The following is a 26,622-nucleotide window of genomic DNA, read 5'->3' on the forward strand; positions in this document are numbered from 1 at the left end:
GATAGGGAAAAACGGTGTTAAAAATGGAGCAAGCAACTGAACATATCAGAGCAGTTACGAAAACAATAGAATATATGAAGGAAAACATTAATGAAGAGCTAACTTCGGATAAGCTGGCAGCGGTTGCAGGGTACAGTCCTTATCATTTTTCGAGGGTGTTCAAGGAGGTCACTGGTGTTTCTCCAAGGCATTATCTTTCTGCATTAAGAATCGAAGCTGGGAAGGAGATGCTGATGGAATCATCCTCGCACTCCATTCTTAAGACATTGCTTAATATCGGTTTTCATAGTCTGGGGACTTTCAGTTCAAAATTCAAGCAATTTGTTGGTCAGTCACCTAAGCAATTTCAAAAAGATGCATTGAAGCTCCATCGGTTTATGAACGAGATGGATGAAAGGGAGAATGCAGTTCCTAATGATGTAATGCTGCCTGCCGTCCAATGCAGGATAGAAGCTCCGGAGAACTTTAGAGGGCTTATTTTTGTCGGGTTATTTCCCCGTCCGATTCCCGACCAGACACCCATTGCAGGTACAGCTTTAAGACACACACAACGTAATTACACCTTCACTAGAGTCCCAAATGGTACCTATTATGTTTTGGCAACTGCGATTCCAAGGAGCTTGAATCCCCGGGATTACTTTTTGCTGTCTAAAAGCTTGCGAGGAAAGGCTGAAGGGTCTATTGAAATCTCAACCGGCAGCTGGATAGAAGTACATATAAAACTAAGGGAACCCATGCCTTATGATCCTCCTATTCTCGTCAATTTGCCGAGTCTCTTATTTGAAAAAGATAGCAAACTAGAAGAAAAATAATCGATTAGATTATGGTAATTTTATGAAAAAGGAGTGATGGTAATGTTAAACAAAGTTTGTGTATTAACGATAAAGGTTCACGACATCGAAAAAGCGCTTGAGTTCTATACCAAGGTGCTAGATTTCGAAGTCTCTAAACATTATGGGGAAAATATCGTTTCATTGCTACATAAAGAGATCCCTATTGTGCTGGAGAAGACTGAAGGATCTATTTCTGCTGGAGGTCAGAAGGTTCTGATAGGCATACTGTCTGATAATCTTGATGAGGATGTAAATCGTCTGCGAGAAAGAGGCGCACATATCTTGTTTGATGAATCCAGACCGTGCCCGCCAGGAAGATACAACATTGTTGAGGATCCATTCGGCAATCAGCTGGAGCTCGTGGAGTTTTCTAATTTTCAATAGGGGGCCAAGTTTATGGAGAATATTTTGGCAGAAGTTAAACAAGAAATTACAGTTAATGTGCCTGTTGAATTAATTTGGCATGCCTGGACAATATCAGACCGGGTTGCCCTGTGGTTTGCGCCAGAAACAAACATTGAAGCAAAAGTTGGCGGAGCGTACGAGCTTTATTTTATTCCTGGCAATAGAACGGGAATGAATACGAAAGGATGCAAGGTACTGAAGCTGAATTTTTTTCGAGAGCTGGTATTTGAATGGAAGGGACCTGATCAGTTCAGTTCACTGATGAACGTGGGAGAACAACTGACAATCGTCTCAGTAAATTTTGAAAAAATAGAGGACAATACAACAAAGGTGACTGTACGTCACACAGGCTTCAAAGAGGACGATGCATGGACTGAAGCGGTTAAGTGGCATGAAATGGCCTGGTCGGGAGTTTTAAAAAGCCTGAAAAATGCCTTGGAAACAGGAAAAGGTGAGCTTTGCTGCCAACCGGAATAAAGCCGTAAAATTATTAAAGAATTCTCTTTGGAAGTGCGAAATCATAAAAAAACAGTACAAGTAATGTAGAAAAAAGCATGGTGATTAGCAATTAATCATCATGCTTTTTAACTACTTAATTTTTTAATTCAAAGTCATTATGATTGGAATTACAATTTCATTTGAGTTTTCAAAAGAAATACCCGAGCTGATAAATAGTCGGAAAAATTCCGCTTAATAAGTAAATTGCACTGAAAATAGACTAAATAAACGGAGAAATTCCGTCTATTAACTCGAAAAACACTAAATTGGTGGATTTTGCTTGGCATAACCGGAAAAACTCCGCTTATTTAGCCAAAAACGTTTTTCATTCTGAATATAACCGGAAAAACTCCGCTTATCTAAGGACCAAACTTCATTCTCCTAGTGCATCTATGTTATGTACGGAAATTTGCCATTCCCATATAAACTAACAGCATGAGAATGTTCATTCTAACTTTACTAATTGGGATGCTAATTACAGTATTAATTATCAAATAAAATTGGTCATAAACACGTCCCTATACTAATTAAAAATAGCATGCTAGATCGTAAACGATTTAACATGCTATTTGATTTGATTTTCGCGGTTTGTACTCCAAGAGGACCCGTTAGGAAAATTATAGGCGGTGCTTTCTTTTACTCCTCAGGTTTCTCCCCGTTCGCAATATCAGCAGCGTATGGGATTATTCCTTCCGCTTCTGTACCGAATGTATCGATTTGCTGCGAGTGAAGAACAGTGCCGTCTTTATCAATAACAGCGAATCCTCTGACCGATATTGGAGACTCAGGGTCCAATAGGTTCACCTTCTTGATCAGCTTCAAGTCCTTGTCCGATATAACGGGATATTCCAGTCCGAGCTCTTCTTTCATTGCTTTATGTTCTTTAACTGATGATGCGCTTACTGCATAAATGTTTCCTGGAAACTGGCTGAATGATTCTTTTCGGTTTTGCAGCTCGACCAGCTGCGATTTACAGAAGTCTCAACCAACTCCGGTGAAAAAGAAAACAAGCGCTGGCTCATCCATATTCTCAAAGGATACTTCCTCACCGGTTTCATCCGGAAGGGAAAGTCCTTTTGATTCAGGTTCATCTCCAGAACAGCCGCTTATAATAGCACCGATCATCAATAGCATGATTAAAAAGATTGATTTTTTCATGGATGCACCTCCTTATGTATGTTAATAAGTATATCGTCTTTTGCTGAAATCTCATTATATCATTTATGAAGGTTTTGTTTCGAGTAACGGGCTTGTTATGAGATATTTTTAAAAATCTGGAAAATAGACGTTTATACAAACCCCACTCGGGAATGAGTCTAAGTGTAAAAATATACTTGATGGAGGCTGAATAATGTACATTCACAAAAAAGAATTATTGTTCCCTGTCCAAGTTAAAAGCCCCAATCCAGCACATGCAGCTGCAGTACTTGAACAATTTGGCGGTGCCAACGGTGAACTGAAAGCCTGTCTTCAATACTTTGCCCAAAGCTTTAGCACTCCTGACCCGGCGATCCGAGATTTACTGATGGATATTTCTACAGAGGAAATTTCCCATCTTGAAATGGTTGGTGAGTGTATCACCCAGTTAATGGGTGGTCCTGATATGGAGCAAAAGAAGGAAGAGATGGGTGCAGATGAACGGAAGATGTCCGGTGAAGGGAATATTCTGTCTGATGCCAAGAGCCATATCAACAATATGATGCACTTCAACTTTAATTCTACTGTTCAGAAAAGCATGATTCTAGATGGTCACGGACTAGATTTTGTGGATTCTTCAGGAACTCCATTTACAGGTAATTTCATCAATAACGTTGGCGATCTCGTCGCCAATCTGCATTCAGATTTAGCGGCTGAACTCCGCGCGAAAAAAGTATATGAAGAGTTATATCGTCATGTAGACGACCCGGGGGCAAGGGAAATGTTCCAATTCCTGATTGATCGTGAAGCAGCCCATGCGGAACTTTTCGAAGAAGCGATCATCCGCGCAAAAGAATTGGAAAACAAAAAAGCCCATCAAACAGGCGACCATGTTAATATGTATTTTGACTTATCACTCGGAGGCCTGGCCAAGAATGAATTCAGTTTTGCCAAACAAGCAAAAGTATTTGAAGGCCCGGTCGAACCGAAAGAATAAATTTTATAGAACCCTCTGAATCGTTGGATTTGGAGGGTTTTTGCTTACTCTTTGGAAATTTTAGCAGTGAACCATTCAATGGGACGCCGGAAGTCAGCCTTAAACATGGAATCTTCTCCTAAATAAAGGGTATTTTCATGTTCTTACAGAAGTAATTTAGTAAAACAAAGATAATGGGAGTCAGCATGAAAAAAGGTAAATTTTTATTCCTTGTAGGATTGTTCACATAGATGTCCGGCATCTATTTGTCCACAATATGGGTTGCAGCAGGCGCAGCCATTGGTATTTCAGGTGGTCTGATCATGGGAATCAGTACATATTATTTAGCAATGAAAAATTGATTTCCATCATCACAATTTCTCATAATGTTCTTTGAACACTTTAAAGAGTCTTTCGTCACCACCGCGATCGGGATGAAGGGCTTTAAGTATTTTTTTGAATTCTTTTTTGAGTGAATGAGCGCTGCTATTCTGTTTTAACCCCAGCAATTGCTCAAGCTCAGAAGTGGGCGCACCCGACGCCTCTATATGGGCATTGAGCATTTTTTTCAATGTGCGAACCTTTGATTGTTCGATATGTAATCTTGTATTTAAAAGATCAAGCTGTTCGTTCAGTTTGTAATTTTCACGACGAGACTGTTCCAATAGGTCGGTATTTTTCTTGATAACAAATTCTGCGAGATTCCTGGGATTTATTTTATCAGATTCAGCGTTTAATAAGCCTGTCTCTATCCAGGTTTTGACTTCCTGTTCAGTCGTTTCCATCCCATATGTAGTTAATTGTTCTGCAGCTTCTTTGATTGTCAGCATCTATTTCACTCTCTTATCTAAAAATAATCAGACAAATCTATCATACCATTGATTTTTTTCAGAAAAAGAACAGAAGTATGACAATGTATTACATCTAATTGTTTTTAAAAAAATAAAGGGGGCCCCAGAAAGAATGACATTTAACTTATCAGAAGCAATTGAAGTACTGGAACGGACACCAAATGTATTGGAGCAATATTTAGTAGGTTTATCTGGCGATTGGCTAGAATCTAATGAAGGGGAAGGAACCTGGAATCCATCCCAGGTCATTGGCCACCTGATCGATGGTGAGAAATATAACTGGATCCCTAGATTGGAGTTAATGTTAAGCGATACAAGTGATAAAAGATTCCCCATATTTGACCGGTTTTCACATTTGCAGCAGTACAATGAATGGTCGATTGAAGAAAAGATTTGTGAATTTAGCACTTTAAGGTATGAAAGTATTGAAAAACTGAAAAAGTTGATCAAAGATGACAGCCAGCTTGAATTGGAGGGAATCCATCCAGAGTATGGAGAAGTGAAAGCGCGCGAATTGATTTCTACTTGGGCCGTTCATGATTTAACGCATATTTCCCAGATTACCAGAGTGCTGGCAAGGAGATATGAAGAGGCAGTAGGTCCATGGAAGAGTTATTTAGGGATTTTAAAAAAGTAATCATGATAATTTGCAACCCTCTTTCATACGGACTGGGTTGCTTTTTTATGACTTCTCATCCTGTCGGAGTTTAAGGAAGGAAATGTAAACATATAAACAGAATATAGAATTAAGACTATTAGATTGGCAGGTACTTTTATGCTGAAACCCTATTGGAAGTATGTGCTTTACCTCCTTGATCACAAAATGAATGTACTGGTTGAATGTTGGATTGAGGGATTATACATCCAGGGGATTACCCATGATCTATCAAAATTTTCCCCTGGAGAGTTTTTTCCTTATGCCAGGAAGTTTTTTCTGGGAAAAACTTAAGTGAAGAAGAGGAATTAAGATGGCGGTATGCCTGGCTGAATCACCAACATAAGAACAAACATCACTGGGAATATTGGGTTGTAGATCACAATAAAAAACTGGCATTGCCAATACCCCGGAAATATTTACTGGAAATGGTCTGTGATTGGCGGTCGTTGTCAAGAAAGTGGGGAAGGAGGGTAAAGCCAGGGACCCTAGACCTTACTGAAAAGGCCATCCTTCACCCCGACACAAAGAAAGAACTTGAAACCATAATGCGTCATAAAAGGGATAGTAAAAAGACTTCTATGCTGTAAAACGAATAACAAGTAAGAATTCCAAAAGAGGTGCACAAAAATGATCCGTGAAGCTGAAGGTACTGATCAAATGCAAATTTATGGGCTATATAAAATGTTAGTGCCCAACAGTAAGAAAATGTGTGTTCTTGAAGACCAGATAGAAACTATGAAAAGGGACCGACACAACTTTTTGTTAGTATATGAGGAAGAAGGAGAAATATTAGGAACACTTACACTGAATATTTGTCTTCAGGCTCTGCACGGGTTAAGGCCTTACGCAGTAGTAGAAAATATCGTTGTTCATGAGAACTGCAGGGGTCAGAAAATTGGCGAGAAACTTCTACAATATGTGGAGAAATATTGTAGATCAATCGATTGCCATCGGATTATGCTTCTAAGTGGTTCTAAACGAGAAAAAGCCCATATTTTCTTTGAAAGAAACGGGTACAGCGGCTCAGTAAGCAGGGGATTTAAGAAATATTTATAATAGTACACCATTTGTGGGGTTTCTTACGAATAGAAGAATTTATACTACAAAGGACCTATTTATTAATATATAAAACTTCTAATCGAGTAAAATTCAGAAAATATGTTAAAATTTAAATTAGTAACAGGTCATAACATCTAGTAATTAACCAAATCGTTTTCGAAAAATAACGGAGGGACTAAATGTTAACAAATCATTTGGATTTTAGACTCGAACCAAGGATTAGGGAATTGTATGAAGAGCACAAAATGCGGGCGGAAAAAATAGATTGGGGGTATCATGAATTTTTACCGTGGGACAAGGCGATGGACTTTAAACGGGTCCCATGGGATGAAAGCCAGGTAACGCTGCCGGCATCGGTCATTACTGCGATTGAAACTGCGCTGTTGACCGAGGTGAATTTGCCGTGGTTTACGTCCTATCTGGATCAGACTTTCAAAGGATCATTGTCGGTCATCAAGGATTTTGTCCATACCTGGACGGCGGAAGAGGATCAGCATTCAAATTTGCTAGAGACTTATCTTTTGATTACAAGGAATGTTGAGCCAATGAGGCTGCATCAGTTACATAAAATGACGCTTGAGAATGGCTGGGATCCTGATTTCCATACTCCATTTGAAACGATGGTTTACACATCGATGCAGGAGCTCGCAACAATGGTGTTTTACAATAATGTCGCTAAAGTGGCAGGAGCACATGACAGGGAATTAGCAACATTGCTGCGCAGACTTGCTAAGGATGAAACCTTGCATTATGCGTTCTACCGCGAGGTTATTAAGTATCATCTAGAACTTGAACCTAATTATTGCTATTACCTGGGGAATGTCATCATGAATTTCCAAATGCCGGGAGCTGTAATGCCTGATTTCGATAATCGGATGTCAATCATCGCGAAAGAGGCGAATTATGGACCGCTTGAATATTTCGATCAAGTCCTTGATGTGATCATCGATTACTGGGATATCGAGAATTTAAGGCCAATCGCTCCGGAGGCAGAAAAAGCAAGACTGGATATTTTAAATTATCATGCGCGTTTGAAACGAGTCCGAGATCGATTTTATAAGAATAAGTAAAAAAATCAGCGGGGCAGCCCGCTGATTTTTCTTAGAGGAGAGATTAGTATTTATAGGCTTTTCAAATAGAGCAACTTAACTGAATTCTCCAGCCGGTTTTGAGTTGCATCGAAAATTTTCCATCATCGGTTTCCGCCTGTGTTCATATTCAGTTACGGATATGAACGATTACAAACTTATAAAGCTATGCTGGCATCCGGCAATACGGCGTGCACACCTTTAACACCGTTTACTACTTGTGTAACTCGCAGATCAACTGTTACACTGGCCAGCGCCAGTGCTTGCGATCGTTCCATTTTGTAAAGCACACAGATTAATTCGACCATTTCGTCAAGTGCTTGAGCAGCTGCTTGATTTAAATCTTCATTAAATCCAAATGTTATCCATCCAGCAGGTGTCTTTGCCCTTGGCATTGTCAGCTGCATATCGTCTCTAACAGTTAACGTGATATCGACCAAGTCCATCGGGCACTCGATTGCTGTACCGGAAACTTCACCGTCTCCCTGTGCGGCATGGCCGTCCCCGATTGAGAATAAAGCTCCTTCAACAGAAATCGGCAGGTACAGGGTGCTGCCTCTTTTTAGCTCCTTGCAGTCGATATTCCCGCCGCAATAGCGGGGAGGAGAGGTGTGGTGCACGCCATGTTCTGCTGGTGCGACCCCCATCAAACCGATGAAAGAATTAAGCGCTACATTTACTGGACGGGAACCTACTTCAGTCCTCGCAGTCATCGTATCTCGGTCTAATTCCCAGTCAAGGCGGATTTTCTCAGTTCCTGTCAAACCGACTGCGTCATTTTGCCAGGTTTTTTTGCCCCCTGCCCAGTTCGTTCCATACCAGCCTGGCACAACATCATTCAACTTCACTTCCAGCACCATTCCTGGCTTTGCGCCCATCACTTCAATGGGTCCAACCATCGGGTGCAGTGGAGTTTCTTCATTTACAGCAGACCGGAAAAACGCTCTCTCAATTCCTTTAGATGCTGAATACCCCCATTCAATGTCGGGAGTCTGCATGCGGATTGAATCGCCGGATTGGACTGTAAGAATTGGTTTATATTTATTACTAAAAGAACCATGCAGGTTTTCGGACTTCAGATCGATACTGTGGATCATGTTCGCCACTCCTTATGCGATTTCATTTTTTACTATCTCAGCTTTGGGCTTCCTTTTAAAAAGCCTCGGGTTCGTTCCAATATAAACTCCTGATAATACGAGAGCAGCTCCGATTGCATGAGCGGCAGAGAAATTTTCACCTAAAAACAAAGTAGCCATTATTACCGCAGATACCGGCATAACATTGATGAAAATCGATGCCTTTGCTGCGCCAACTTCTTTGATTCCGTTGTAATACATGACGAATGACACGACCGTAACCAAAACGCTCATATGGATAATCGCGGCCCAGGTTGTACTCGATGCCTGCTGTACATCCTGCCATGACGTTTCTGCCAGGGCGAAAGGCAGTAAAAAGAGCGTACCGAATGCTACTGCATAGGTAGTCGACTCCACAGAGCTGAACTTCTTCAGTACGATTTTGCCCACTACACTGTAAAGCGCCCAGCTTACAACTGCACCCATCAAAACGAAATCAATGGGCTCAAATCCAAGTTTAATTAAATTCATAAGATTTCCATCGGTAATGATGAAAAAGGCACCTGAAAGGGCAATAGCTAATCCAATCACGTTATTGCGGGTGATGGTTTCTTTTAAAAACAAAGCTGACAAAAGCACGATCAGCACCGGGTTGGAAGCAATGAACAGAGAGCTTTTGATAACGGGTGCATGTTTGCTGGCCAGGAAAAAAAAGATATTATACAATGCGATCCCCGTAAGGCCCAGAACGGCAAATAAGCTGATATCCTTCCAGTTCGGTTTCTGACGGTTTTTCTCCATCATGAACATGAGAGGAAATAGGAGGATGGCAGCCCCGAAAAACCGAAAAAAGGCTACAGTAGCCGGTTCGAAGCTCTGGACCGCGTATTTTCCGGCAATGAATGCACTGCCCCATGTTGACGTGGCAAAGGTCAACATGCCATATGTAAGCCATAATTTTTTGTTCATTGTAGTCCCTTCTTTTTGAAAGTGATTTAAATAGTATTGTAGCATCTTTTTCGAAAAGCGAAATAAAAATTTAGTAAGTTCTGAAACTTTTTCTTTTATACCAGCTTAAGACAGGTTTGGCGGAAAAAGAGGAAAAGCTGTCAAAAGAAAGCCCAACTTAAGACAGGTTTGGTGCGAATAGAGGAAAAGTTGTCAAAAGAAAGCCCAACTTAAGACAGGTTGGGTGCGATATGAGGAAAAGCTGTCAAAAGAAAGCCTAACTTAAGACAGGTTGGGTGCGAATAGAGGAAAAGCTGTCAGAAGTAAGACCAACTTAAGACAGGTTTGGTGGAAAAAGAGGAAAAGCTGTCAAAAGAAAGCCTAACTTAAGACAGGTTTGGTGCGAATAGAGGAAAAGCTGTCAGAAGTAAGACCAACTTAAGACAGGTTTGGTGGAAAAAGAGGAAAAGCTGTCAAAAGAAAGCCTAACTTAAGACAGGTTTGGTGCGAAAAGTAGAAAAGCTGTCAAAAGAAAGCCCAACTTAAGACAGCTTTGATGAGAAAAGAGGAAAAGCTGTCAAAAGAAAGTCCAACTTCTGACAGCTTTGATCCGAATAGAGGAAAAGCTGTCAAAAGAAAGCGTAAGTAAACAAGAGGGACATATGAACTCAAAGTTTGGTTGGAGTCTGATTTGGAAAAGTCCTTTAATCAGAAGATACCTTCACAATTAAATAAAAGCATTACGAAACAGAGGCCCAAAACCTCTGTTTTTTTATTCGATAAATAACCTGTGATCTGCAAAATTGAGGCTAAATCCGCCATGTGCTATACCCGTTGGTGTTTTATTATAGGTCCTTTTGTATTAATAAATGGGGTTTTAGTGTAAGTTTCAGAATATTTTACCCAGGGATAGATGTTTGATTTAGGGATAAATAACCATTTTTCGATCTCTTCCACTTCTAGCTGGGAGATTGCCATATGGAAATAATTAGAAAGTTATAGACCTTAGCTTGTTACAAAATTGGTTTACACTCTATAGGGATTATTTTAAAAATTTCCCAATAGCAACTAAATAATCATTTTCTGAATATTCAGTTTTATACACTAAGATTCGACAAAACTACCACCCACAAAAGGCTATGGTTGATTTAGCATCTATTTTCACATAGAGTGTGCGACGAAAGGAGGGCAGGTAAGAAATTCAAAGGAAAATACTTAGGAGGTAGATGGATGAAACGTAAAAATTGCCGATTATTATCCGTACTTCTATCAACTGCACTTGTTGTACCATTGTTGCTTCAGCCACAGATCCAGACAGCTGCAGCAACAAACGGAGTCAGTGTTTCTGCAAAGGAAGCAGTCCAGACTGCAGAGCAGAAAGTGAACAAAAAGCTTTATATGCAATTTGAGAATCAAGATAAAGTTACGTTCCTGGTAAAAATGAAAGAGCAGGTGGACACGAACGCTGTCGCTAAAGAGGCTGAGAAGAAAGCCAGCCTGAATAAAGCCACACCTGCAAAAACGAAATCGATAAAGCGTTCTACGATTGTATCAGAGCTAAAAGCAAAGGCACAAGAAACACAGTTCGATCTGATCGAATTCCTTAAGGAGCAAGAAAAAAACGGCGGGGCTAAGGATATCCATTCTTACCATGTCGTGAATGCGATTGCGGTAACAGCTACGAGAGAGGTAATGGATAAAGTGGCTGGTTTCGCTGAGGTCGATAAAATTCTGCCAAATGAAACAAGGCAGCTGTTCATTCCGGAAAAGTCAGCAGCTGTTCAGGAACCTGCTGCTAAAACGAATTCAATTGAATGGAATATTGACCGTGTTGGAGCACCTGCAGTCTGGGAAATGGGGATTGATGGCAGCGGAATTACCGTAGCTTCGATCGATACGGGTGTTCAATGGAATCACCCTGCATTGCAGGAGAAATACCGGGGGTTTGACTCAGCTACTGGGCAGGCGTCACATGAAAACCACTGGTTTGATGCCGTTCGCGGCCAATCTGCACCTTATGATGATCACGGTCATGGAACGCATGTGACTGGGACGATGGTGGGATCCGAGCCGGATGGATCAAATGCAATCGGAGTTGCCCCTGGCGCCAAATGGATTGCTGTAAAAGCATTCACATCCTCTGGAGGTACAGATACTGACTTGCTGGAAGCTGGTGAGTGGATCCTTGCTCCAAATGGGAACCCTGATTTAGCACCTGATGTTGTCAACAACTCATGGGGCGGCGGACCTGGATTGGATGAGTGGTATCGTCCAATGGTTCAAGCATGGAGAGCTGCTGAAATCTTCCCTGAATTCTCTGCTGGGAATACGACTTTCAGCAATCCAGGGGGACCAGGTTCCGTTGCGAACCCTGCCAATTATCCAGAATCAGTCGCAACAGGAGCGACAGATATCAATAATAACTTGGGAAGCTTTTCACTCTTAGGCCCGTCACCTTATGGCGAAATCAAGCCTGAACTGACAGCACCTGGTGTCAACATCCGTTCATCTGTTCCTGGAAGCGGATATGAAGGAGGATGGAATGGGACGTCAATGGCCGGACCGCATGTTTCAGCAGCTATTGCCTTATTGCTGCAGGCCAATTCCAGTCTGACTGTTGATGAGTTGGAAGAGATTCTATTAACTACGGCACTGCCATTAACAGACAATGCTTATCCTGAATCACCGAATAATGGCTATGGTTCTGGATTGTTGAATGTATTTGATGCAGTTTCCTCTGTTGCGTCTGGATTGGGGAAATTAAAAGGACAGGTAACAAAGGATGGAGACGACAGTGAAGCGCCGGTGTTGGAGCATTCCCAACCTGCCACGGTTTTCGCAGGAATGCCACTGACTTTAGAGGCTTCAGCTGCCGACAACATCAGTGTAACAAATGTTGAAGTGGAATATCAATTGGAGGATGGGTCCTGGACTGCTGTTTCAGCCGTACGTACTGGCGGAGACTATAAAAATGGAACGTACCAGGCAAATATCCCAGGTGAAGCGGTCTCCGGAAACGAATTCGTATATAAATGGAGAGCAGTGGACTTCGGAGGGAATGAAACGGTAAGCGAATTTACCGTGACAGTCTTGCCTGGAATCACTGTAGGCTATGAACAGAACTTCGAGAACGATGCTTCTGGCTGGACTTCTTATGGAGACGCCAACAGCTGGGAGTGGGGCACGCCGACAAGTGGTCCTGGCTCTGCTTTTTCAGGCGAGAAGGTCTATGGAACTGCCCTTGCTGGAACGTATCAAAACCGGGCGAACATGTCATTGCAAATGCCGCCAATCGATTTACCGGAAGGCAGCAGCTACCTGCAGTTTAAGCAATGGTATAACCTGGAGAGAAATTATGACTACGGCCATGTATTTGTCTCCACCGATGCTGTTAACTGGGTGCAAAAACTGCGGGTAAATAATCTTTCGAATGGCTGGATCGATGGTGAAGTCGATTTAAGTGAATATGCTGGCCAAAGGATTTATGTCGCTTTCAACGTAACAACTGATGGCAGCGTCGTCAGGGATGGGTGGTATCTGGATGATGTGGTTTTATCCGATACTCCGATCGCTGAACCAGTGAAGGCAGAAACAACTGTGGCTAAAGACGACACGAAAGATAGGATGAAAGAAGATGTGGATCCAAATAAAATCCAAATGTCATTGCCTAAGCAGCCTAAGGCAGACAGTTCAGCAAGTCTGATGGCATTGCCGATGCAGGCTTCAGTGACAGTTGTTGAATCAGGCCGTTCCGTAAAAACCAACCCTTCAAATGGCAGTTTCGAACTGACACATGCAGCCGGTACCTTCACGGTTGTAGCAGAAGCTTATGGTTTCCGTCCACAGACTCAAACAGTTGAAATTGAGCAGGATGGAGAGGCAACGGCAAACTTCAATCTCGAGGAATTGCCAAAAGGCACATTAACTGGTTCGATTACGAACAAAGCCACAGGTGAACCTGTTGAGGGTGCGACCGTTTACTTGCTTGAAGATGCGAACATTGCACCAGTGGCAACAGATGAAAATGGTCAATACTCGTTGACTGCATATGAAGGGGAATACACTGTAAAAGTAATTGCTCCGCATTTTTACAGTCAAGAGGCGTCCGTGACGCTTGATGGGGATGTTGAGCAAAACTTTGAAATCAAACCGTTCATCGGTTATCCAGGCGAAATCGGATATGATGATGGCAGCGCTGAGAATGCGCGTGCATTCTATGACGCTGGCAATGGCTGGGCTGTAAAAATGTCATTGGCAGAAGGCAATGACAAAGCATTAGTTACTGGCGGACTGTTCCGTTTCTGGGATACAGAATGGCCAGTTCCGGGCGGTACGGATTTCAAAGTGGAAGTATACGATGCAAGCGGCACTGACGGTGCACCAGGAAAGAAGCTGGCGGGACCAATTGATGCCAATGCATTGAGAAACGGTGAATGGACACATGTTGATTTAAGCAGCCATGGAATCGTGGTAGAAGGAGATTTCTACCTGGTTTACATCCAGGCAGGAATCAACACAGCCTCACCAGGGCTGGCTACTGATGAAAACGGTGAAAATGCATTAAGAAGCTGGCAGATGGTGGGCGGAAGCTGGTCGCCTTCTCCAGAGGATGAAGGAAACTATATGATTCGTGCGGTGGTTGATTATGAAGTGACAGCACCAAGCATCGCTTCACCTGCAGATGGTTCTTTTACAAATGAAGCTACTGTAACAGTAGAAGGATCGGCAGCTCCAACAACCACTGTCCATATCTATAATGATGGCGAAGAGGTTGCAACCACAGCTGCAAACGATGATGGCTCTTATGCTGTTGAAGTAACCCTAAATGAAGGTATGAATGTACTGACAGCCAAAGCATCGACAGAGCAGGGAATTACTGATCCATCAGCACCAGTAACAGTGGTTTATGATCCGAATGCACCGGAATTGTCCATCTCTTCTCCTGCTGATGGAAGCAAAATCAATAAAGAAACGGTAACGGTTACCGGCGCAATTGCTGATGCAAACCTTGACGCTGTCACGGTTAACGGATCGGCATCTATGGTTGAGAACGGAACCTATTCAGCAAGGGTCATGCTGGATGAGGGGAAGAACGAAATCCAAGTAATTGCGAAGGATAAAGCAGGAAACGTCACTGAAGAGTCTGTAACTGTCGACGTAAAATACACCGCTCCAGTGATTTCAGACTTGAAACCAGACCAGGATCAAACATTGAAGAAAGGGGAAAGTGTAAAACTCGAGTTCATGAGTGAAACTGACCTGGATGCAACATTTGTTATTCATATGCCATTAACGAGCAATTCTCAGATAACGAATGCGACAGAGCTTCCAATGCGTGAAGTTTCACCAGGATACTATGTAGGATACTATACAGCCACTAAGGATGTCGTCGCAGACGGGGCCGTCGTTGAGGTCAAAGCAGTAGACTCCTATGGCAACGAAACAAGGAAAACGGCAGATGGCAAGCTTTTCATCAATGTGAAGAAAAACGGCAAAAAATAAAATCAAAGGACCTTCCGCTTTTTATGGGAAGGTCCTTTTTATGGGAGTTTAATTGCTTGCAAGGAAATTTATACAACATTTGAAAGAAGAGGATGTCATGATAGAGACTGAATCTCCGTCCATAACAATGTTGCATAAAATTAACACTGCTATTTTATTCATTGGAACAAGATGGTAACATGATAGATAAGGAGGGAGTTCATGGAATTTTTAATCCTAATTGGTTTGATCGTTGCAACCATCTGGTTGATGAAATTCATTTTGAGAAAAGCGCTCAATATTCCAAAAGTTAAAAGAAAAGCATTTTCATATAACCATATAAATAAAACACATCGAAACTTAGAGTGGGTCCTCCGTATTGCGACCGTGATCGCTTATGTATATTTATTTTTTCAATTAATGTATGAAGATTTTCCAGGAAATCTTTTTCTACTAATCATGACCTTACTGTTCACTGCACAAAATTTTCTGAGGGCTTATTTCGAATGGAAAGCCTGGGAACAGCCTAAGGAATCCATCCTGTCCATTGCAGAAGGAGTTATGTTGATTGGAATCGTGCTTCTGCTGATCCAGTTTGATGTACTATATAAGCATCCCCCAATAATTTATCGCTCATAAGGCCATTTTAATTCTTGCGTGGAAAGGAATGAACCATAATGATTAAGAATAAAAAATATTTGATCCTGGCCATGCTCTTTTTCTTTATTTCGATAGCACTGAATTTTCCGTTTCATCATGAATATCCTGTAGGGCAGGAACGATCGTCAGCTCTTGGATTCCCCCTCACTACCATGGATGGAGTCAGTTATATTGGAGTATCTGGCCTTGTTTTATTTATCATCAGTCAGTTTTTTCTCGTGAAATCGCTCAAAATATACCATAAGCGCCTTGTTTTAATTTCTATGGTATTAGTAGTCTTCCTGCCTCTTGAAATGGTAAATGCCTATCAAAAAACGTTCGCGACAGGTATTTACGCTGTCGAGTACGAAAGAGGAGAGAGTTTTTACCGTTTTGAAATGAAAGACGATACAACATTATATGCGGTCTGCCATCTTCCATTTGAAAATCACAGCAATCAAACAGTTCAATTCGACATCGACTTCTATGAAAAATACCTGTTCGAAGATGACTATCCGATTCTATCTCTCATGAATGAAGGAGGACCATACGAGGTCACACTCCATGGAAAAGGGAGACAAATGGTCAGAATAGACACTGAAATCGATTTATCCAAGTTAGGAAGAGATTCTTTGAGCGCGGAAGGCTTGGGAATCAATTTGATGATTGTGGATGGGGAGAAAGTCAGGAAGCTATGAATAAAGTCTCCTAATATTATAGAAAAATTAAAAAACCGCAGAAAAGTCTTGTTTCGAGAAGTGTGAATAACGCTTCTTTTTGCTTGATAAGGTATTTAATAGGTGTTTTCCCTTATATCTGCTTCAAGAAAAAGTCTAAGATTCTCCAAAAGTTTGTGGAGTTTTAGACAAAAATGGATATAAATAAATGACTTCGCACTGTTATTCTAAAGTTATACATACAATCCAAATTTAATTGTGCACTAGTTACCAGATTTCATGAATAACATCATGCTTCTGGTGTCAGCTTGCTCGGACCAATGCTTATCTGCATAATCTGGTTTTTCGATTCAGTTGAGGAGCTATAGATTTCAACTTAAGTGAAAGTTGATAGAAGGAGGAGAATGAGTTGGGAAAAGTTCTTATAATAGGTGGAACTACATTTGATTCGATCATTCATCTGGATAAACTTCCAGAACCGGTGCCACAAACAATCCACTATGCCGCTTTTTCTGAGACATTAGGATCTACTGGTGCAGGCAAAGCATTGAACCTTTCGAAACTGAATGTGCCGGTAACACTTCATTCTATAATCGGGAATGATGAATATGGGGCGAAAATCCGTAAGAAACTGAATGAGGGCGGTGTTGACTTTGTTTATGACCATGATCCTCGGGGGACTGAGAGACATATCAATTTGATGAGTCAGCAGGGAGAAAGGATATCGATATTTGTTACCCAGTCTTCATCTGAATTGCATCTAAACCTGCACAGGATCGAGCAGCTAATCAAAGAGGCTGATTTGGTTGTTTTGAATATCATCGAGTACACCAAGCAGTTAATCCCGATGATAAAAAAATATAATAAGCCTGTGTGGACCGATTTACACGACTATAATCCCGGCAACCCGTATCATGAGGATTTTATCGCAATCGCAGATTATATCTTTGTCAGCTCTGACAATATGCCTGATTATAAACCTATGATGGAGAAGTGGATATCCATGGGTAAACAGCTGGTTGTCTGTACACACGGAAAGAATGGGGTGACAGCTCTGACAAGTGATCAGGAATGGCTGGAATCTTCGATTATCAACGAGTATGAATACAAGGATGCGAACGGCGCAGGAGACAGCTTTTTTTCAGGTTTCTTGTTCGGGTTTTTAAAGGACAAATCAACTGAAGAATCACTTAAATTGGGAACAGTTTGTGCCGGACTATGTATCACCTCCAAGGAGCTAGCATATGAAGAATTAAATCCACATCTTCTTGAAGAAGAGTATGAAAAATATTTCGGTTAATTAGGAGTGTTTTGTTCCTTTGAATGGGGAAAAATATCATCACCATACAAAGGAGTGATAAAATGCTTGTTGACGGAAAGATCATCTCAGGTGAATTTGATCAATCCATAAATGAATTTTCTTTGCAGCGGGTGAAAAGCTTTGAAACACAATCGATTTTCAAAGAATGCCAGATGGAGGCCGTTTATAACTATTTGAAGAAACACGAAAACGATCCTGATGGACAAATCATCACTCTATATGATCAGATGCCGGTCAGATTAACACAATCGGAGATTAGCCAATTGCTAAGTGACCTTGAAAGAGTAAAGTCGCTCTACCAATGAAAAGCAGGTCTATGAGACTTGCTTTTTTCTATTTACCCACAGTAATATCTACCATTTTTCCCGAATAGATAACAAGTGAATTTGTTATTAGAATTTATGTTAAGTTAGAGAGGAAGAAGTCTTATTCATCCAAAAATAAAACCATTAGCCGGAGGGCTGATATCAGGGATCGTCCTTGGATTGTTTTTAAAAATCACCCAATCTATAACAAGCCTGAAAGTGTATACCTTATTGCTGAATGTTGATTACATACCGATTCTTAAGGACAATAAATTATCTGAAGTTGATGAGTTTGGTTTGCATATGGTGATATCAATAGGGCTGGCCTTCGCTATAAATTTTTATTTCAGCAGAAAGGAATTAGGAAAAGAAGCAATACAGCGTTTTGTTATTAGAATTAGCTTAATAGTTGGTTTGCTGCTATTTCCAACGACGCTTCTCTCAGATCGGACACCTACAATAACAAATGCATATGCCTTTGCTGTCTGGATGGCGGGGCACTGGATTTATGGCTTGATTTTAGGACGAGTTTTATCAATCAAGGAAGGAGATAGGGTTTGAAAAAGAAAAACTTTTATATATTATCAATCGCTATTTTAATTTTACTTATGTATGGAGTTGCCAAATGGGTCGATTATCGCGAAAAGAATTTAGTGGATTTGCTTGATTCAACCAATATCGAGAAGGTTTATTATAAGCAGCTGCCACTAAAGGATGATATGGCCGCTTATAATCGTCAAATAAGGGATAAGGCTTCAATTCAGGAGCTCATTCATTTCTTAAGTCAGTATAACGTTAAAAAAGTCGGCGACCGAGATTTTATTTCTAAATATCCAGATGAACAATTCCAATTCCAATTGGAATATAAAGACGAGAGAATCACCATGCCTTCATTAATCGAAAAGGAAATTTTATTACACGATTTGTATCAATATGACATTACAAATGGGCCTGTGGATTATGAATGGCTGGAAAGGTTTTTAGAGAAAAATGGAGAAGAAGTATAAAAATTATAATTATCCATTTATTTGAAACCTTTATCACTACTAAAACGTATTTCATTTAAATGCTAATCTTCCGGAGGTACGTAATGAAAAAGATGCTAATTGTACTGTCAATGACGATTATCGCTTTTTTAACAGGCTTCAGTGAAGAGGAACAGCAGTTAAAAGGATTGGTTTCGGATCAAGAGGGTATTTATGGCTTATACGTCGTCGGTGATGAGGAAGTGGATGGAACCAGGTTAGCGAATGAGGGCGTTGATGAATCGAAAGTTCATATGATTTATCATCCAAAATCGTTAGAAGTAGCTTAAGAGTCCTTCTCGACTGCCGGGATTGAAAAAGAACCTGCATACGTAGTCTTGAATCACGAGGGGATTGTGTTGAAAACCTATGAGTATAATGAAATGATAAAATTTTTGAAATCGAAAATACCCTTGAATTAAATACGATGTCAATACGAAATGCCAGGAGTTTATGCTCCTGGCATTTGTTTTTCAACTTTTCCCATATGAAAGGTGAATTTATTTTTTCCTTTTCTCTTGGATGCATATAACGCTTCATCTGCGTAGCTAATGACTGTGAATGGATCGATATCATGCTCTGGCCAGACAGCACCGCCGACGCTGCAGCCAACTTTTAACTGGGTATTAACCATATCATAGGGCTTGTTGATGTTTGTGACCAACTTGTTGGCTATGGTTCCAAGTGCTGCTTCGACCAATAGATCTGGTGTATTCAGCACGATAAGGAACTCATCGCCCCCCAGCCTGAAGATGGAATCTTTCTTCCGCGTACTTTCTTGGAGTCTTTTTGCCACTTCCTGGAGCACCAGGTCACCGGTTTGGTGTCCATAGGTATCATTGATTTGTTTAAATCCATCCAGATCTAAATACAAAAAAGACAGTGAGTGACCCGCAATTTGCGCTTTGTTCAGGAATTGATCAAGCGCGGCACGATTGCCAAGACCGGTTAAAAGGTCCTGGTGAGCCAGGGTTTCCATTCTTCCTAAATTGGATTCACTCCTTACCAAAGATTCAACCAGTTCTCTTAGTGAACCAGAAAGGACTTCAAGGTCTTTAATTCCTTTTATATAAGGAATTGACGTTTCCTTTCCCATTCTTAAGCTGTGGGCGGCCTTCGATATTTTCCGCAAAGGATTCGAGATAAATCCCGCAACGAACCACCCAATAATCGCGAATACCATAGCCGTAATTGTCCCAAGTTTAATGATGTAAGATTTTAAATTTTCAACAGGAGCAAACGCGTTCTCTATAGGAATGCGGACGATGACTGTCCATCCCAGTCCTGAATAATCATGGTGGCCGTCACCTACTGCAAAACCTGTAAGATACTCCTTGCCGTCAGGCCATTTTTCCACGAGCCAGCTGTTGTCACCAGTTCTTGCATTATGTACGCTTTTGATATCAAGCACGTCACCAGTCATTCCGTCAGGTCCAAGAAGCACGGTATTGTCCATGCCGCTCACCACAAATACTTCTGCTCCACTTAATTCATCTTTTAAGGGTTCGACGATGGTATCTTTTACTTGGCTCGACCATTCCCAGCTCAGATGGGCCGCCAGAACACCCGTGAAATCTCCGCCTTTATCTGTCAATGGCTTGCTGATGTCGACAAATTGCATCGGCTCTCCAGTTGGATTGGGAAGCAGGTTTGCAAGAAGGACAGCGTTATGCACATCTCCTATAAAAGTTCCTTTTTTTCCTTCCTGATAAACAGGGCGCATTGAAATATCATTCCCTACCAGAATTTTGTCTGATGCAGCGACCACATTTCCAGCTGAATCAGTCAGGCCAATCCATGAAAATACAGGAATACTGGACTTTAACTGGTCTAACAGTATCTGTGCGGACTCTAGATCATCCTGGGATTTAATAACCTCTATCTGGCTAAGGACTTCTACTTCACCAATCCTGGACCACATGAACGAATCCAGTTTATCTGCCATGTGATAGGCCGTATTTGACAGGCTGTTTCCTATCTCTCTTTTGATTGTTTCACCGGAATGCCTGCTGATCGTTATACTTAGCAGCATCGTTAGTGCAATGATGATGACACCAAAAAATAGAGCCATATAGGCTCGAAGGCTGAATTTCATATAAGATTGTCCCTTTCCTGCAACAAAGCTAAAAGTCTCTGCCTAGTATATCGTCTTGTTTTTTAGTTTTTTTAGAATCATTTTTCTTTCGTAAGGAACCTTTTTAATATTGCTTTTATCCCAAGCAAAAGAAAGGCTGCTAAAGTGACTTTAATTAATGAGACATGTTCACTCAAAGGAGTGTGGGTCGTGCGTTCTGAAGAAAAAATTGACCACCAGACGGGTTCGTAATAGAGAGTGGACGCTGTGATCCAAAACAAAAACAATACGAGAAAGGAAAGAATAGAAGCTTTCACCAATTCACCCTCCTAAAGGTTGATTGCTTTCCTGGATGATTTCAATATAAAATCGGATAGCATTAAGATAGTTTTCAATACTGATATGCTCATTCGTACCATGCATCCTGTTGAGATCCTCTGATGTCAGCTGTACTGGCAGGAACCGAAAGGTGTTTTCGGCGATGCTGTCGTAATGCTTTGCATCGGATCCTGCGAACATCAGATAAGGAGCAATAACTGCATCGTCATATACATTCCTCGCGCTTTGCTGGATTGTTCTGAAATGCCAGCTGTCAACATTAGAAACTCCAGAAGCCTCTGAGCCTTTTATTGTCACTTTGATTTCATCGTCGCCAATCGTTTCTTCAATGTATTCCTTGACTTCCTCCAATGAATCACCAGGCATAAGGCGGAGATTAACAATCGCCGATGCCTTTTCTGGGAGGGCATTGTACTGTTCGCCAGCATTAAAAATCGTTGGAGCAATCGTTGTCCTGATCAGCGCGGCAGACGCGGGCTGCTGAAGGAGGATTTTTTCTATAACCGGTTCGAATACAAATTTATTGGCAAACACATATTTCATGCCGAAGTTCATTTCAGGTGCGACAAACTCAAATAAATCCTCACCAGGTCCTTTCAGGTCAGCAGGGAACTGGGTTTCTTCAAGCTTGGCAACCGCACCGGCAATCCTGCCAATATTCGTCCGGTTTTTTGGCTGTGATGAATGGCCGCCGCTTCCTTCAATTGACAGCTCTGCAGTCGCGGATCCTTTTTCAGAAACACCGACAACGCCAACGGGTTGATTGACTCCCGGAACCATGTTCTCAACAATCGCTCCTCCTTCATCCAAAACAAAATCAAACTTTATGCCCCGTTTATTAAGGGTGCTTACAATCATTGCTGCACCTTCATCCCCACCGATTTCTTCATCATGGCCGAACATCAGATAGATATCGCGGGAAGGCTGATAACCTTCTTTTAGCAAGTGTTCTGCAGCTTCAAGAATTCCAATCACCCCGATTTTATCATCCAGGGTACCGCGTCCCCAGATCTTTCCGTCTGCGACAGTTCCGCTGAATGGGGGATGCTCCCAGTTATCCTCCGTGCCTTCAAGAATGGGAACGACATCGTAATGGCTTGTCAAACCAATAGGAAGTTTCGTTGAGTCTGTTCCACTCCATTTATACACAAGCGCATGGCCATTCACTTTTTTAAGCTCAAGCTCTTTATGTACAATAGGAAAGCTCTCTTTTAAAAAGGTAATGAAACGATCGAATTCTGCCAGGTCCATTTTGCTGCGGTCCTGGTAGGAAATCGTCTTATATTGAATCGCCTTTGATAGGCTATTAATAGCATGGTCTTCATTAATGGTGCCATTAAAATGTTTGGGTGAAGGCTGGCGAGATTCCAGTGTAAGGGCATTGAACAAGGTGATAATGATGAAAACTAGGAGCAGACTGCCAATAATCATCAAGGAAAGCTTTAGTTTTTTCATAGACTCTAGATAACCTCCATTCATTTTAAAAGGTTCTTTTCTCAAACTTTGTTGCTTAATTGACTACAAAAAAGAATTGTATGACCTATTTTTCTTCAAAAAATTGCCTCTTTTGTGAGAAAGGGGATGCAAACTTAATACCGACCAGCGAAATAGCCTTATATTACGTTAAAATTGGCGTTAGGATTATACCAATGATCTTTACGAAAACAACCTTTTAAAAAAACCTCTGGTTTCCCAGAGGCTGTTGATTAGGCAATTTCAGGTGCTTGAGGCTGTTGTTCTGGTTCGGGCACAAAGGCCAGAATGATCATCCCAATGACAAAAAGGATGACGAGGCTGAACACTCCCATGCTCGAATTGCCAGTAAGCTGTGCTGTCAGCCCGACCATCAGCGGCCCCATGATGGAAGCGAACTTCCCGAAGATGTTATAGAATCCGAAAAATTCATTGGCATTCGCTTTTGGCACCAATTTAGCAAAATATGATCGGCTTAAAGCCTGGATACCGCCCTGAGACGTGGCAACAAGCATTGCCAGGATCCAGAAATCCGTCGTTGTTTCCAGGAAGTAAGCGTAGATACATACAAAGATATAAACCGTAATCCCAACGTAAAGCATCTTTTTGCCGGTAAAACGCTCGGATAGTTTTCCGAATAAGATGGCGAACGGCCAGGCGACTACCTGGGTAGCAAAAAGGATGATTAATAGATTGGTAGAGCTGATGCCTAGATCGGTTCCATAAGCTGTAGACATCGTGATAATTGTTCCGACCCCGTCAATGTAAAAGAAGTAAGCTAACAAGAATAAAAATAATGACCTGTACTTGCGAATTTCCTTAAAAGTTTTTCCTAAACGCCTAAAGCTTTGCAGCACTAATTGCGGCTCGCGTTCGATGTAATGCTTTTGATGTACATTTTTAAACATGGGGATGGAGAAAAGTCCCCACCAAAGTGCGGTAATAATGAATGCTGTTTGGCTGGCCAGGGTCATTGAAATCGGCAGAACCTTTGTCTGGGCTAAAATAATGATTGCGATACTTATAATAAAAGGTATCGTACTCCCGATGTAACCCATCCCATATCCACGCGCTGAAACTCTGTCCATCCTTTCATCCTGTGTCACATCGACGATGAAGGCATCGTAGAAGACGTTGGAACCTGTCGATCCGAGCACGGCAAGTGTGTAGACGACAAGCAGCATCAGCCAGTTTCCGCTTGGCACGAAGGCAAGACCTGCTGTAAAGGTGATTCCTAACGTGAAGAATATAGTGAAAAAACGTTTTTTCATCCCTTGATAGTCAGCAATTGTTCCGAGGATTGGCCCGATCAATGCCAGAATGAAGGTGGCAATGGCAATTGTGTAACCCAGATAGGCGGTCGAATTTGACAGGCTCACACCAGCCTCGGTAGCTGAAGCTTTATAAAAGAGCGGGAATACAGCCGTCGAAATGATAATCGAATAAGCCGAGCTGGCCCAGTCATAACGAATCCAGCTGCTCTCTTCCTTCGTAAAACCCTTCATCATTTTGCCCCCAATAAGAATATATTTTTTCAGGTAAATTGATTAATACCGGCCCAACCCGTACTAAAATTGTTGCGACCTTTAGCAAATTCAGCAAAACCCAATAATAAAACCGTTGCAACCAGAAATATTTTCTTCTCAACCGTCAGTAAAACTGTCTCTCCCGGAAATAAAACCTTCCTAACGGAAAAAATCTAATTCAACTGGTAATATACTTCTATTCAAGTCCTCAAAAGACCTTCTTTCCTAGTGCTAAATATACAAAATCCCTTCGATAATGGACCCATCTGTATCACCCAGGTCGAGGCCGAGCAGGCGGGCAAAAGTCGGGCCTTCGTCTGTGAGGTGCATTGATTTGACTGAAATCCCTGGGCGAATACCTTTTCCAGCAGCGAAGAAAACGGTATGATAACCCTGTTTCTCAGGAGAATATCCATGGCAGGCAAAGGTGTACTTTTTCGACCTGGCATCCTGTTCGGTCACATCCTCGATGTAATCACCGTCAATAGCCTCGCTAAAATAAAATCCTCTGGAAGCTTCAAGCATCCTGAAGGCAGAGCCATCAGCTCCTTTTGCGTTTGCCTCAACACTCGTGATGGCTGCTTCTATTCCATTGCGAGCATCCTGTAAAAGTTCTGCCAAAATATCCGTTACTGCGTTTCTGGAAGCATCATCGTTCTGATCTTTTACATATACATAGGCCGAGCCGTCACAACTCTTGCAATAGGCTTTCCAGTCGGTCACTTTACCCGAAGCATTGGTTTGGATAAGTCCTCGGTCTCTAAATAATACGTTCAATTTGACTACTTTAGACTCATCAAGTGCACTGTGGTCCCCAAGTATGGCCACGGTGGAGTTTTCCGCTATTCCAGCCTCCTTGAGGGCATCCATAATACGGCCGAGTCTCTCATCATGGCGGTGAAGGGCGGCCATAGCTTCTTCTGATGAAAAACCGTAGATATGACGCTGGTAATCGAGATCGACAAAATGGATCAGCATCAGGGCCGGCTTCCTCGTTTTAATTGTTTCAACTGTTGCTTCCAGAACGAAATCATCAAGCTCAGGCTGGCTCAGGCCATTTCTGATATGGCCGAATTTGGAGTTCATTTCTAGCTGGTAACGGGGACTTCCATTGGAAAGAGACACAGGAATCTGATGATGCCATGGACGGTTGGCGAAAATCTCAGGCATGTTGTAGTCAATATCCGCTTTTGCCGTTACTGGCCATAATAATGCTGCTGTTTTCATGCCCGCCTTTTTCGCCTCATCATAAAGGGTTGTCCCCTTTACATGACGCCGGTGCCAGTACCAGTCAGGTGATATTTTGCCAGGCTGGATGAATGTATTGTTGACAATACCGTGCCGATTGGGGAAGTTCCCGGTCACGATCGTCGCATGGCATGGGTAGGTTACAGAAGGGTAAATGGTTTCCACTTGTGTACAGAAAGAACTATTTTCAATAAATGCCTTAAAATTTGGCAGTTCTCTTAGCAAAGGGACATCATGCTCAGAGAGACAGTCAAAAGAAATGACGATTAAGTGGTCTGTCAGTTTTGTCATGTCAGCCTCCAAAAGGTTTATATACTAAATATAGCAGAATAATTTGGGAAAAATAATCAGGTTTGCCATTTTTCGATGGAAGGAATTACTGATCTATTCCAGAAGTAATTAAGTATCCAAGATAACTGGAGGAAGATGAGGATGGAATTAATCGACAAAGCCTTGCAAATTGCTTCTTTGGCACATGAGGGGCAATATCGCAAAAATACAAAAATACCCTATATTGCTCACCCGGCAGCAGTGGGCATGATTTTACAAAAAGCAGGATACCACGATGAAATGGTAGCCGCTGGTGTTTTGCATGACACGGTAGAAGATACGGATTTAACTTTGGCAGATATTGAACGTGATTTTGGAAAGGCAGTCGCCATGATCGTTGAAGGTTGCTCAGAGCCCGACAAGTCTTTATCCTGGGAAGAACGGAAGGAGCATACTATTGAATATTTAAGAACTGCACCTGAAGAAATCAGGATTGTCGCCTGTGCGGATAAATTGCATAATGTCAGGTCCATCCGCCAGGCCATTGAACATTCCGGCGAAGAAGTATGGACCAGGTTCAAACGTGGGAAAGAGCAACAGGAATGGTATTATAAAAATGTGCTGAAAAGCCTTGGTTATACCTCAAAGTTTGCTCTGTTGGCAGAACTTGAAAAGGAAATAAACCTTTTATTTTTACGCGTATGATGCTTGCTAA

At 41.7% G+C, this 26,622-nt stretch carries 26 protein-coding genes and 1 pseudogene; 18 read left to right on the plus strand and 9 right to left on the minus strand.

Annotated features, from left to right (window positions below; translation table 11 throughout):
- Positions 1-23: 23 nt before the first annotated feature.
- Genes J7E37_RS21440 through J7E37_RS21450 form a run of 3 tightly spaced genes read left to right on the plus strand, consistent with a single transcriptional unit; the run spans position 24 to position 1,715 of the window.
- Positions 24-812, plus strand: a complete 789-nt coding sequence (locus J7E37_RS21440) for a helix-turn-helix domain-containing protein (protein WP_215027077.1) — start codon at positions 24-26, stop codon at positions 810-812.
- Positions 813-854: 42 nt separating this feature from the next.
- Entirely contained in the window at positions 855-1,217 is a 363-nt protein-coding gene (locus J7E37_RS21445) for a VOC family protein (protein WP_215027079.1), read from the plus strand.
- A gap of 12 nt (positions 1,218-1,229) precedes the next feature.
- Positions 1,230-1,715, plus strand: a complete 486-nt coding sequence (locus J7E37_RS21450; protein ID WP_215027081.1) for an SRPBCC family protein — start codon at positions 1,230-1,232, stop codon at positions 1,713-1,715.
- 657 nt (positions 1,716-2,372) lie between these two features.
- On the opposite strand, the pseudogene J7E37_RS21455 reads toward J7E37_RS21450, so the two are convergent.
- A pseudogene (locus tag J7E37_RS21455) lies at positions 2,373-2,702 on the minus strand (redoxin domain-containing protein); the annotation flags it as partial.
- A 15-nt stretch (positions 2,703-2,717) separates the two neighbouring features.
- On the minus strand, positions 2,718-2,894 hold the full coding sequence (locus J7E37_RS21460; RefSeq protein ID WP_215027083.1) for a hypothetical protein: 177 nt from the start codon (positions 2,892-2,894) through the stop codon (positions 2,718-2,720).
- Between the two features lie 193 nt (positions 2,895-3,087).
- On the opposite strand from J7E37_RS21460, the gene J7E37_RS21465 reads away from it, so the two are divergent.
- Complete coding sequence (locus J7E37_RS21465; RefSeq protein ID WP_215027086.1) at positions 3,088-3,870, plus strand: manganese catalase family protein; 783 nt, start codon at positions 3,088-3,090, stop codon at positions 3,868-3,870.
- A 350-nt stretch (positions 3,871-4,220) separates the two neighbouring features.
- Here the strand turns inward: J7E37_RS21465 and J7E37_RS21470 are convergent, their stop codons facing one another.
- Positions 4,221-4,679 (minus strand): J domain-containing protein, encoded by a 459-nt coding sequence (locus J7E37_RS21470; protein ID WP_215027088.1) that lies wholly within the window; start codon positions 4,677-4,679, stop codon positions 4,221-4,223.
- A 133-nt stretch (positions 4,680-4,812) separates the two neighbouring features.
- On the opposite strand from J7E37_RS21470, the gene J7E37_RS21475 reads away from it, so the two are divergent.
- The 5 genes from J7E37_RS21475 (at position 4,813) to J7E37_RS21485 (ending at position 7,487) form a co-directional block, all read left to right on the plus strand.
- Positions 4,813-5,337 (plus strand): DinB family protein, encoded by a 525-nt coding sequence (locus tag J7E37_RS21475; RefSeq protein ID WP_215027090.1) that lies wholly within the window; start codon positions 4,813-4,815, stop codon positions 5,335-5,337.
- Between the two features lie 186 nt (positions 5,338-5,523).
- Positions 5,524-5,649, plus strand: a complete 126-nt coding sequence (locus tag J7E37_RS22185; RefSeq protein WP_251009821.1) for a DUF5662 family protein — start codon at positions 5,524-5,526, stop codon at positions 5,647-5,649.
- Between the two features lie 35 nt (positions 5,650-5,684).
- Positions 5,685-5,945 carry a DUF5662 family protein gene (locus J7E37_RS22190; RefSeq protein ID WP_251009822.1) on the plus strand — a complete coding sequence of 87 codons (261 nt, stop codon included), beginning with the start codon at positions 5,685-5,687 and terminating at the stop codon, positions 5,943-5,945.
- A gap of 40 nt (positions 5,946-5,985) precedes the next feature.
- Positions 5,986-6,414, plus strand: coding sequence for a GNAT family N-acetyltransferase (locus J7E37_RS21480; RefSeq protein WP_215027092.1), 429 nt, complete (start codon positions 5,986-5,988; stop codon positions 6,412-6,414).
- Between the two features lie 182 nt (positions 6,415-6,596).
- The gene (locus tag J7E37_RS21485) at positions 6,597-7,487 is read left to right on the plus strand and encodes an acyl-ACP desaturase (protein ID WP_214736285.1); all 891 of its coding nucleotides are present in this window, start codon (positions 6,597-6,599) and stop codon (positions 7,485-7,487) included.
- A 176-nt stretch (positions 7,488-7,663) separates the two neighbouring features.
- Here J7E37_RS21485 and J7E37_RS21490 read toward each other — a convergent pair whose 3' ends face one another.
- Together J7E37_RS21490 and J7E37_RS21495 are read right to left on the minus strand one after the other, a co-directional pair.
- Positions 7,664-8,602: an acetamidase/formamidase family protein gene (locus J7E37_RS21490; protein ID WP_215027094.1), complete on the minus strand. Its 939-nt coding sequence runs from the start codon at positions 8,600-8,602 to the stop codon at positions 7,664-7,666.
- A 12-nt stretch (positions 8,603-8,614) separates the two neighbouring features.
- On the minus strand, positions 8,615-9,550 hold the full coding sequence (locus J7E37_RS21495) for a DMT family transporter (protein WP_251009812.1): 936 nt from the start codon (positions 9,548-9,550) through the stop codon (positions 8,615-8,617).
- Positions 9,551-10,759: 1,209 nt separating this feature from the next.
- Between J7E37_RS21495 and J7E37_RS21500 the strand changes: the two genes are divergently transcribed.
- From J7E37_RS21500 to J7E37_RS21535, 8 genes are all read left to right on the plus strand, one after another.
- Entirely contained in the window at positions 10,760-15,031 is a 4,272-nt protein-coding gene (locus J7E37_RS21500) for a S8 family peptidase (protein ID WP_215027096.1), read from the plus strand.
- Between the two features lie 201 nt (positions 15,032-15,232).
- Positions 15,233-15,649, plus strand: coding sequence for a DUF4181 domain-containing protein (locus J7E37_RS21505; protein WP_215027098.1), 417 nt, complete (start codon positions 15,233-15,235; stop codon positions 15,647-15,649).
- Positions 15,650-15,687: 38 nt separating this feature from the next.
- On the plus strand, positions 15,688-16,347 hold the full coding sequence (locus tag J7E37_RS21510; RefSeq protein ID WP_215027101.1) for a hypothetical protein: 660 nt from the start codon (positions 15,688-15,690) through the stop codon (positions 16,345-16,347).
- Positions 16,348-16,735: 388 nt separating this feature from the next.
- Complete coding sequence (locus tag J7E37_RS21515; RefSeq protein ID WP_215027104.1) at positions 16,736-17,626, plus strand: carbohydrate kinase family protein; 891 nt, start codon at positions 16,736-16,738, stop codon at positions 17,624-17,626.
- A 62-nt stretch (positions 17,627-17,688) separates the two neighbouring features.
- The gene (locus tag J7E37_RS21520) at positions 17,689-17,952 is read left to right on the plus strand and encodes a hypothetical protein (protein WP_215027106.1); all 264 of its coding nucleotides are present in this window, start codon (positions 17,689-17,691) and stop codon (positions 17,950-17,952) included.
- 180 nt (positions 17,953-18,132) lie between these two features.
- Positions 18,133-18,513 carry a hypothetical protein gene (locus J7E37_RS21525; RefSeq protein WP_251009813.1) on the plus strand — a complete coding sequence of 127 codons (381 nt, stop codon included), beginning with the start codon at positions 18,133-18,135 and terminating at the stop codon, positions 18,511-18,513.
- Positions 18,510-18,959, plus strand: a complete 450-nt coding sequence (locus tag J7E37_RS21530) for a hypothetical protein (protein WP_215027108.1) — start codon at positions 18,510-18,512, stop codon at positions 18,957-18,959. The genes J7E37_RS21525 and J7E37_RS21530 overlap by 4 nt, the downstream gene beginning before the upstream one ends.
- 83 nt (positions 18,960-19,042) lie before the next feature.
- Positions 19,043-19,267 carry a hypothetical protein gene (locus J7E37_RS21535; RefSeq protein WP_215027110.1) on the plus strand — a complete coding sequence of 75 codons (225 nt, stop codon included), beginning with the start codon at positions 19,043-19,045 and terminating at the stop codon, positions 19,265-19,267.
- A 161-nt stretch (positions 19,268-19,428) separates the two neighbouring features.
- On the opposite strand, the gene J7E37_RS21540 is transcribed toward J7E37_RS21535, so the two are convergent.
- From J7E37_RS21540 to J7E37_RS21555, 4 genes are all read right to left on the minus strand, one after another.
- Positions 19,429-21,072, minus strand: a complete 1,644-nt coding sequence (locus J7E37_RS21540; RefSeq protein ID WP_215027111.1) for a sensor domain-containing diguanylate cyclase — start codon at positions 21,070-21,072, stop codon at positions 19,429-19,431.
- Positions 21,073-21,372: 300 nt separating this feature from the next.
- Positions 21,373-22,845 carry a M20 family peptidase gene (locus J7E37_RS21545; protein ID WP_215027113.1) on the minus strand — a complete coding sequence of 491 codons (1,473 nt, stop codon included), beginning with the start codon at positions 22,843-22,845 and terminating at the stop codon, positions 21,373-21,375.
- A 251-nt stretch (positions 22,846-23,096) separates the two neighbouring features.
- Complete coding sequence (locus tag J7E37_RS21550; protein ID WP_251009814.1) at positions 23,097-24,371, minus strand: MFS transporter; 1,275 nt, start codon at positions 24,369-24,371, stop codon at positions 23,097-23,099.
- 249 nt (positions 24,372-24,620) lie between these two features.
- Positions 24,621-25,928, minus strand: coding sequence for an alkaline phosphatase family protein (locus tag J7E37_RS21555; protein ID WP_215027116.1), 1,308 nt, complete (start codon positions 25,926-25,928; stop codon positions 24,621-24,623).
- Between the two features lie 141 nt (positions 25,929-26,069).
- On the opposite strand from J7E37_RS21555, the gene J7E37_RS21560 reads away from it, so the two are divergent.
- Positions 26,070-26,612: an HD domain-containing protein gene (locus J7E37_RS21560; protein WP_215027119.1), complete on the plus strand. Its 543-nt coding sequence runs from the start codon at positions 26,070-26,072 to the stop codon at positions 26,610-26,612.
- Positions 26,613-26,622 lie beyond the last annotated feature (10 nt).

The sequence above is a fragment of the Bacillus sp. ISL-39 genome, from assembly GCF_018613295.1.
Taxonomy (GTDB): Bacteria; Bacillota; Bacilli; order Bacillales; family Cytobacillaceae; genus Mesobacillus.

What these genes read in the sequence shown, in the direction of transcription:
- J7E37_RS21540 (WP_215027111.1), bottom strand. Translation starts at nt 21,072, where the DNA reads ATGAAATTCAGCCTTCGAGCCTATATGGCTCTATTTTTTGGTGTCATC.
- J7E37_RS21475 (WP_215027090.1), top strand. Translation starts at nt 4,813, where the DNA reads ATGACATTTAACTTATCAGAAGCAATTGAAGTACTGGAACGGACACCA.
- J7E37_RS21550 (WP_251009814.1), bottom strand. Translation starts at nt 24,371, where the DNA reads ATGATGAAGGGTTTTACGAAGGAAGAGAGCAGCTGGATTCGTTATGAC.
- J7E37_RS21460 (WP_215027083.1), bottom strand. Translation starts at nt 2,894, where the DNA reads ATGAAAAAATCAATCTTTTTAATCATGCTATTGATGATCGGTGCTATT.
- J7E37_RS21490 (WP_215027094.1), bottom strand. Translation starts at nt 8,602, where the DNA reads ATGATCCACAGTATCGATCTGAAGTCCGAAAACCTGCATGGTTCTTTT.
- J7E37_RS21495 (WP_251009812.1), bottom strand. Translation starts at nt 9,550, where the DNA reads ATGAACAAAAAATTATGGCTTACATATGGCATGTTGACCTTTGCCACG.
- J7E37_RS21465 (WP_215027086.1), top strand. Translation starts at nt 3,088, where the DNA reads ATGTACATTCACAAAAAAGAATTATTGTTCCCTGTCCAAGTTAAAAGC.
- J7E37_RS22185 (WP_251009821.1), top strand. Translation starts at nt 5,524, where the DNA reads ATGAATGTACTGGTTGAATGTTGGATTGAGGGATTATACATCCAGGGG.
- J7E37_RS21505 (WP_215027098.1), top strand. Translation starts at nt 15,233, where the DNA reads ATGGAATTTTTAATCCTAATTGGTTTGATCGTTGCAACCATCTGGTTG.
- J7E37_RS21445 (WP_215027079.1), top strand. Translation starts at nt 855, where the DNA reads ATGTTAAACAAAGTTTGTGTATTAACGATAAAGGTTCACGACATCGAA.
- J7E37_RS21560 (WP_215027119.1), top strand. Translation starts at nt 26,070, where the DNA reads ATGGAATTAATCGACAAAGCCTTGCAAATTGCTTCTTTGGCACATGAG.
- J7E37_RS21500 (WP_215027096.1), top strand. Translation starts at nt 10,760, where the DNA reads ATGAAACGTAAAAATTGCCGATTATTATCCGTACTTCTATCAACTGCA.
- J7E37_RS21440 (WP_215027077.1), top strand. Translation starts at nt 24, where the DNA reads ATGGAGCAAGCAACTGAACATATCAGAGCAGTTACGAAAACAATAGAA.
- J7E37_RS21485 (WP_214736285.1), top strand. Translation starts at nt 6,597, where the DNA reads ATGTTAACAAATCATTTGGATTTTAGACTCGAACCAAGGATTAGGGAA.
- J7E37_RS21535 (WP_215027110.1), top strand. Translation starts at nt 19,043, where the DNA reads ATGAAAAAGATGCTAATTGTACTGTCAATGACGATTATCGCTTTTTTA.
- J7E37_RS21470 (WP_215027088.1), bottom strand. Translation starts at nt 4,679, where the DNA reads ATGCTGACAATCAAAGAAGCTGCAGAACAATTAACTACATATGGGATG.
- J7E37_RS21480 (WP_215027092.1), top strand. Translation starts at nt 5,986, where the DNA reads ATGATCCGTGAAGCTGAAGGTACTGATCAAATGCAAATTTATGGGCTA.
- J7E37_RS21545 (WP_215027113.1), bottom strand. Translation starts at nt 22,845, where the DNA reads ATGAAAAAACTAAAGCTTTCCTTGATGATTATTGGCAGTCTGCTCCTA.
- J7E37_RS21450 (WP_215027081.1), top strand. Translation starts at nt 1,230, where the DNA reads ATGGAGAATATTTTGGCAGAAGTTAAACAAGAAATTACAGTTAATGTG.
- J7E37_RS21555 (WP_215027116.1), bottom strand. Translation starts at nt 25,928, where the DNA reads ATGACAAAACTGACAGACCACTTAATCGTCATTTCTTTTGACTGTCTC.
- J7E37_RS21510 (WP_215027101.1), top strand. Translation starts at nt 15,688, where the DNA reads ATGATTAAGAATAAAAAATATTTGATCCTGGCCATGCTCTTTTTCTTT.
- J7E37_RS21520 (WP_215027106.1), top strand. Translation starts at nt 17,689, where the DNA reads ATGCTTGTTGACGGAAAGATCATCTCAGGTGAATTTGATCAATCCATA.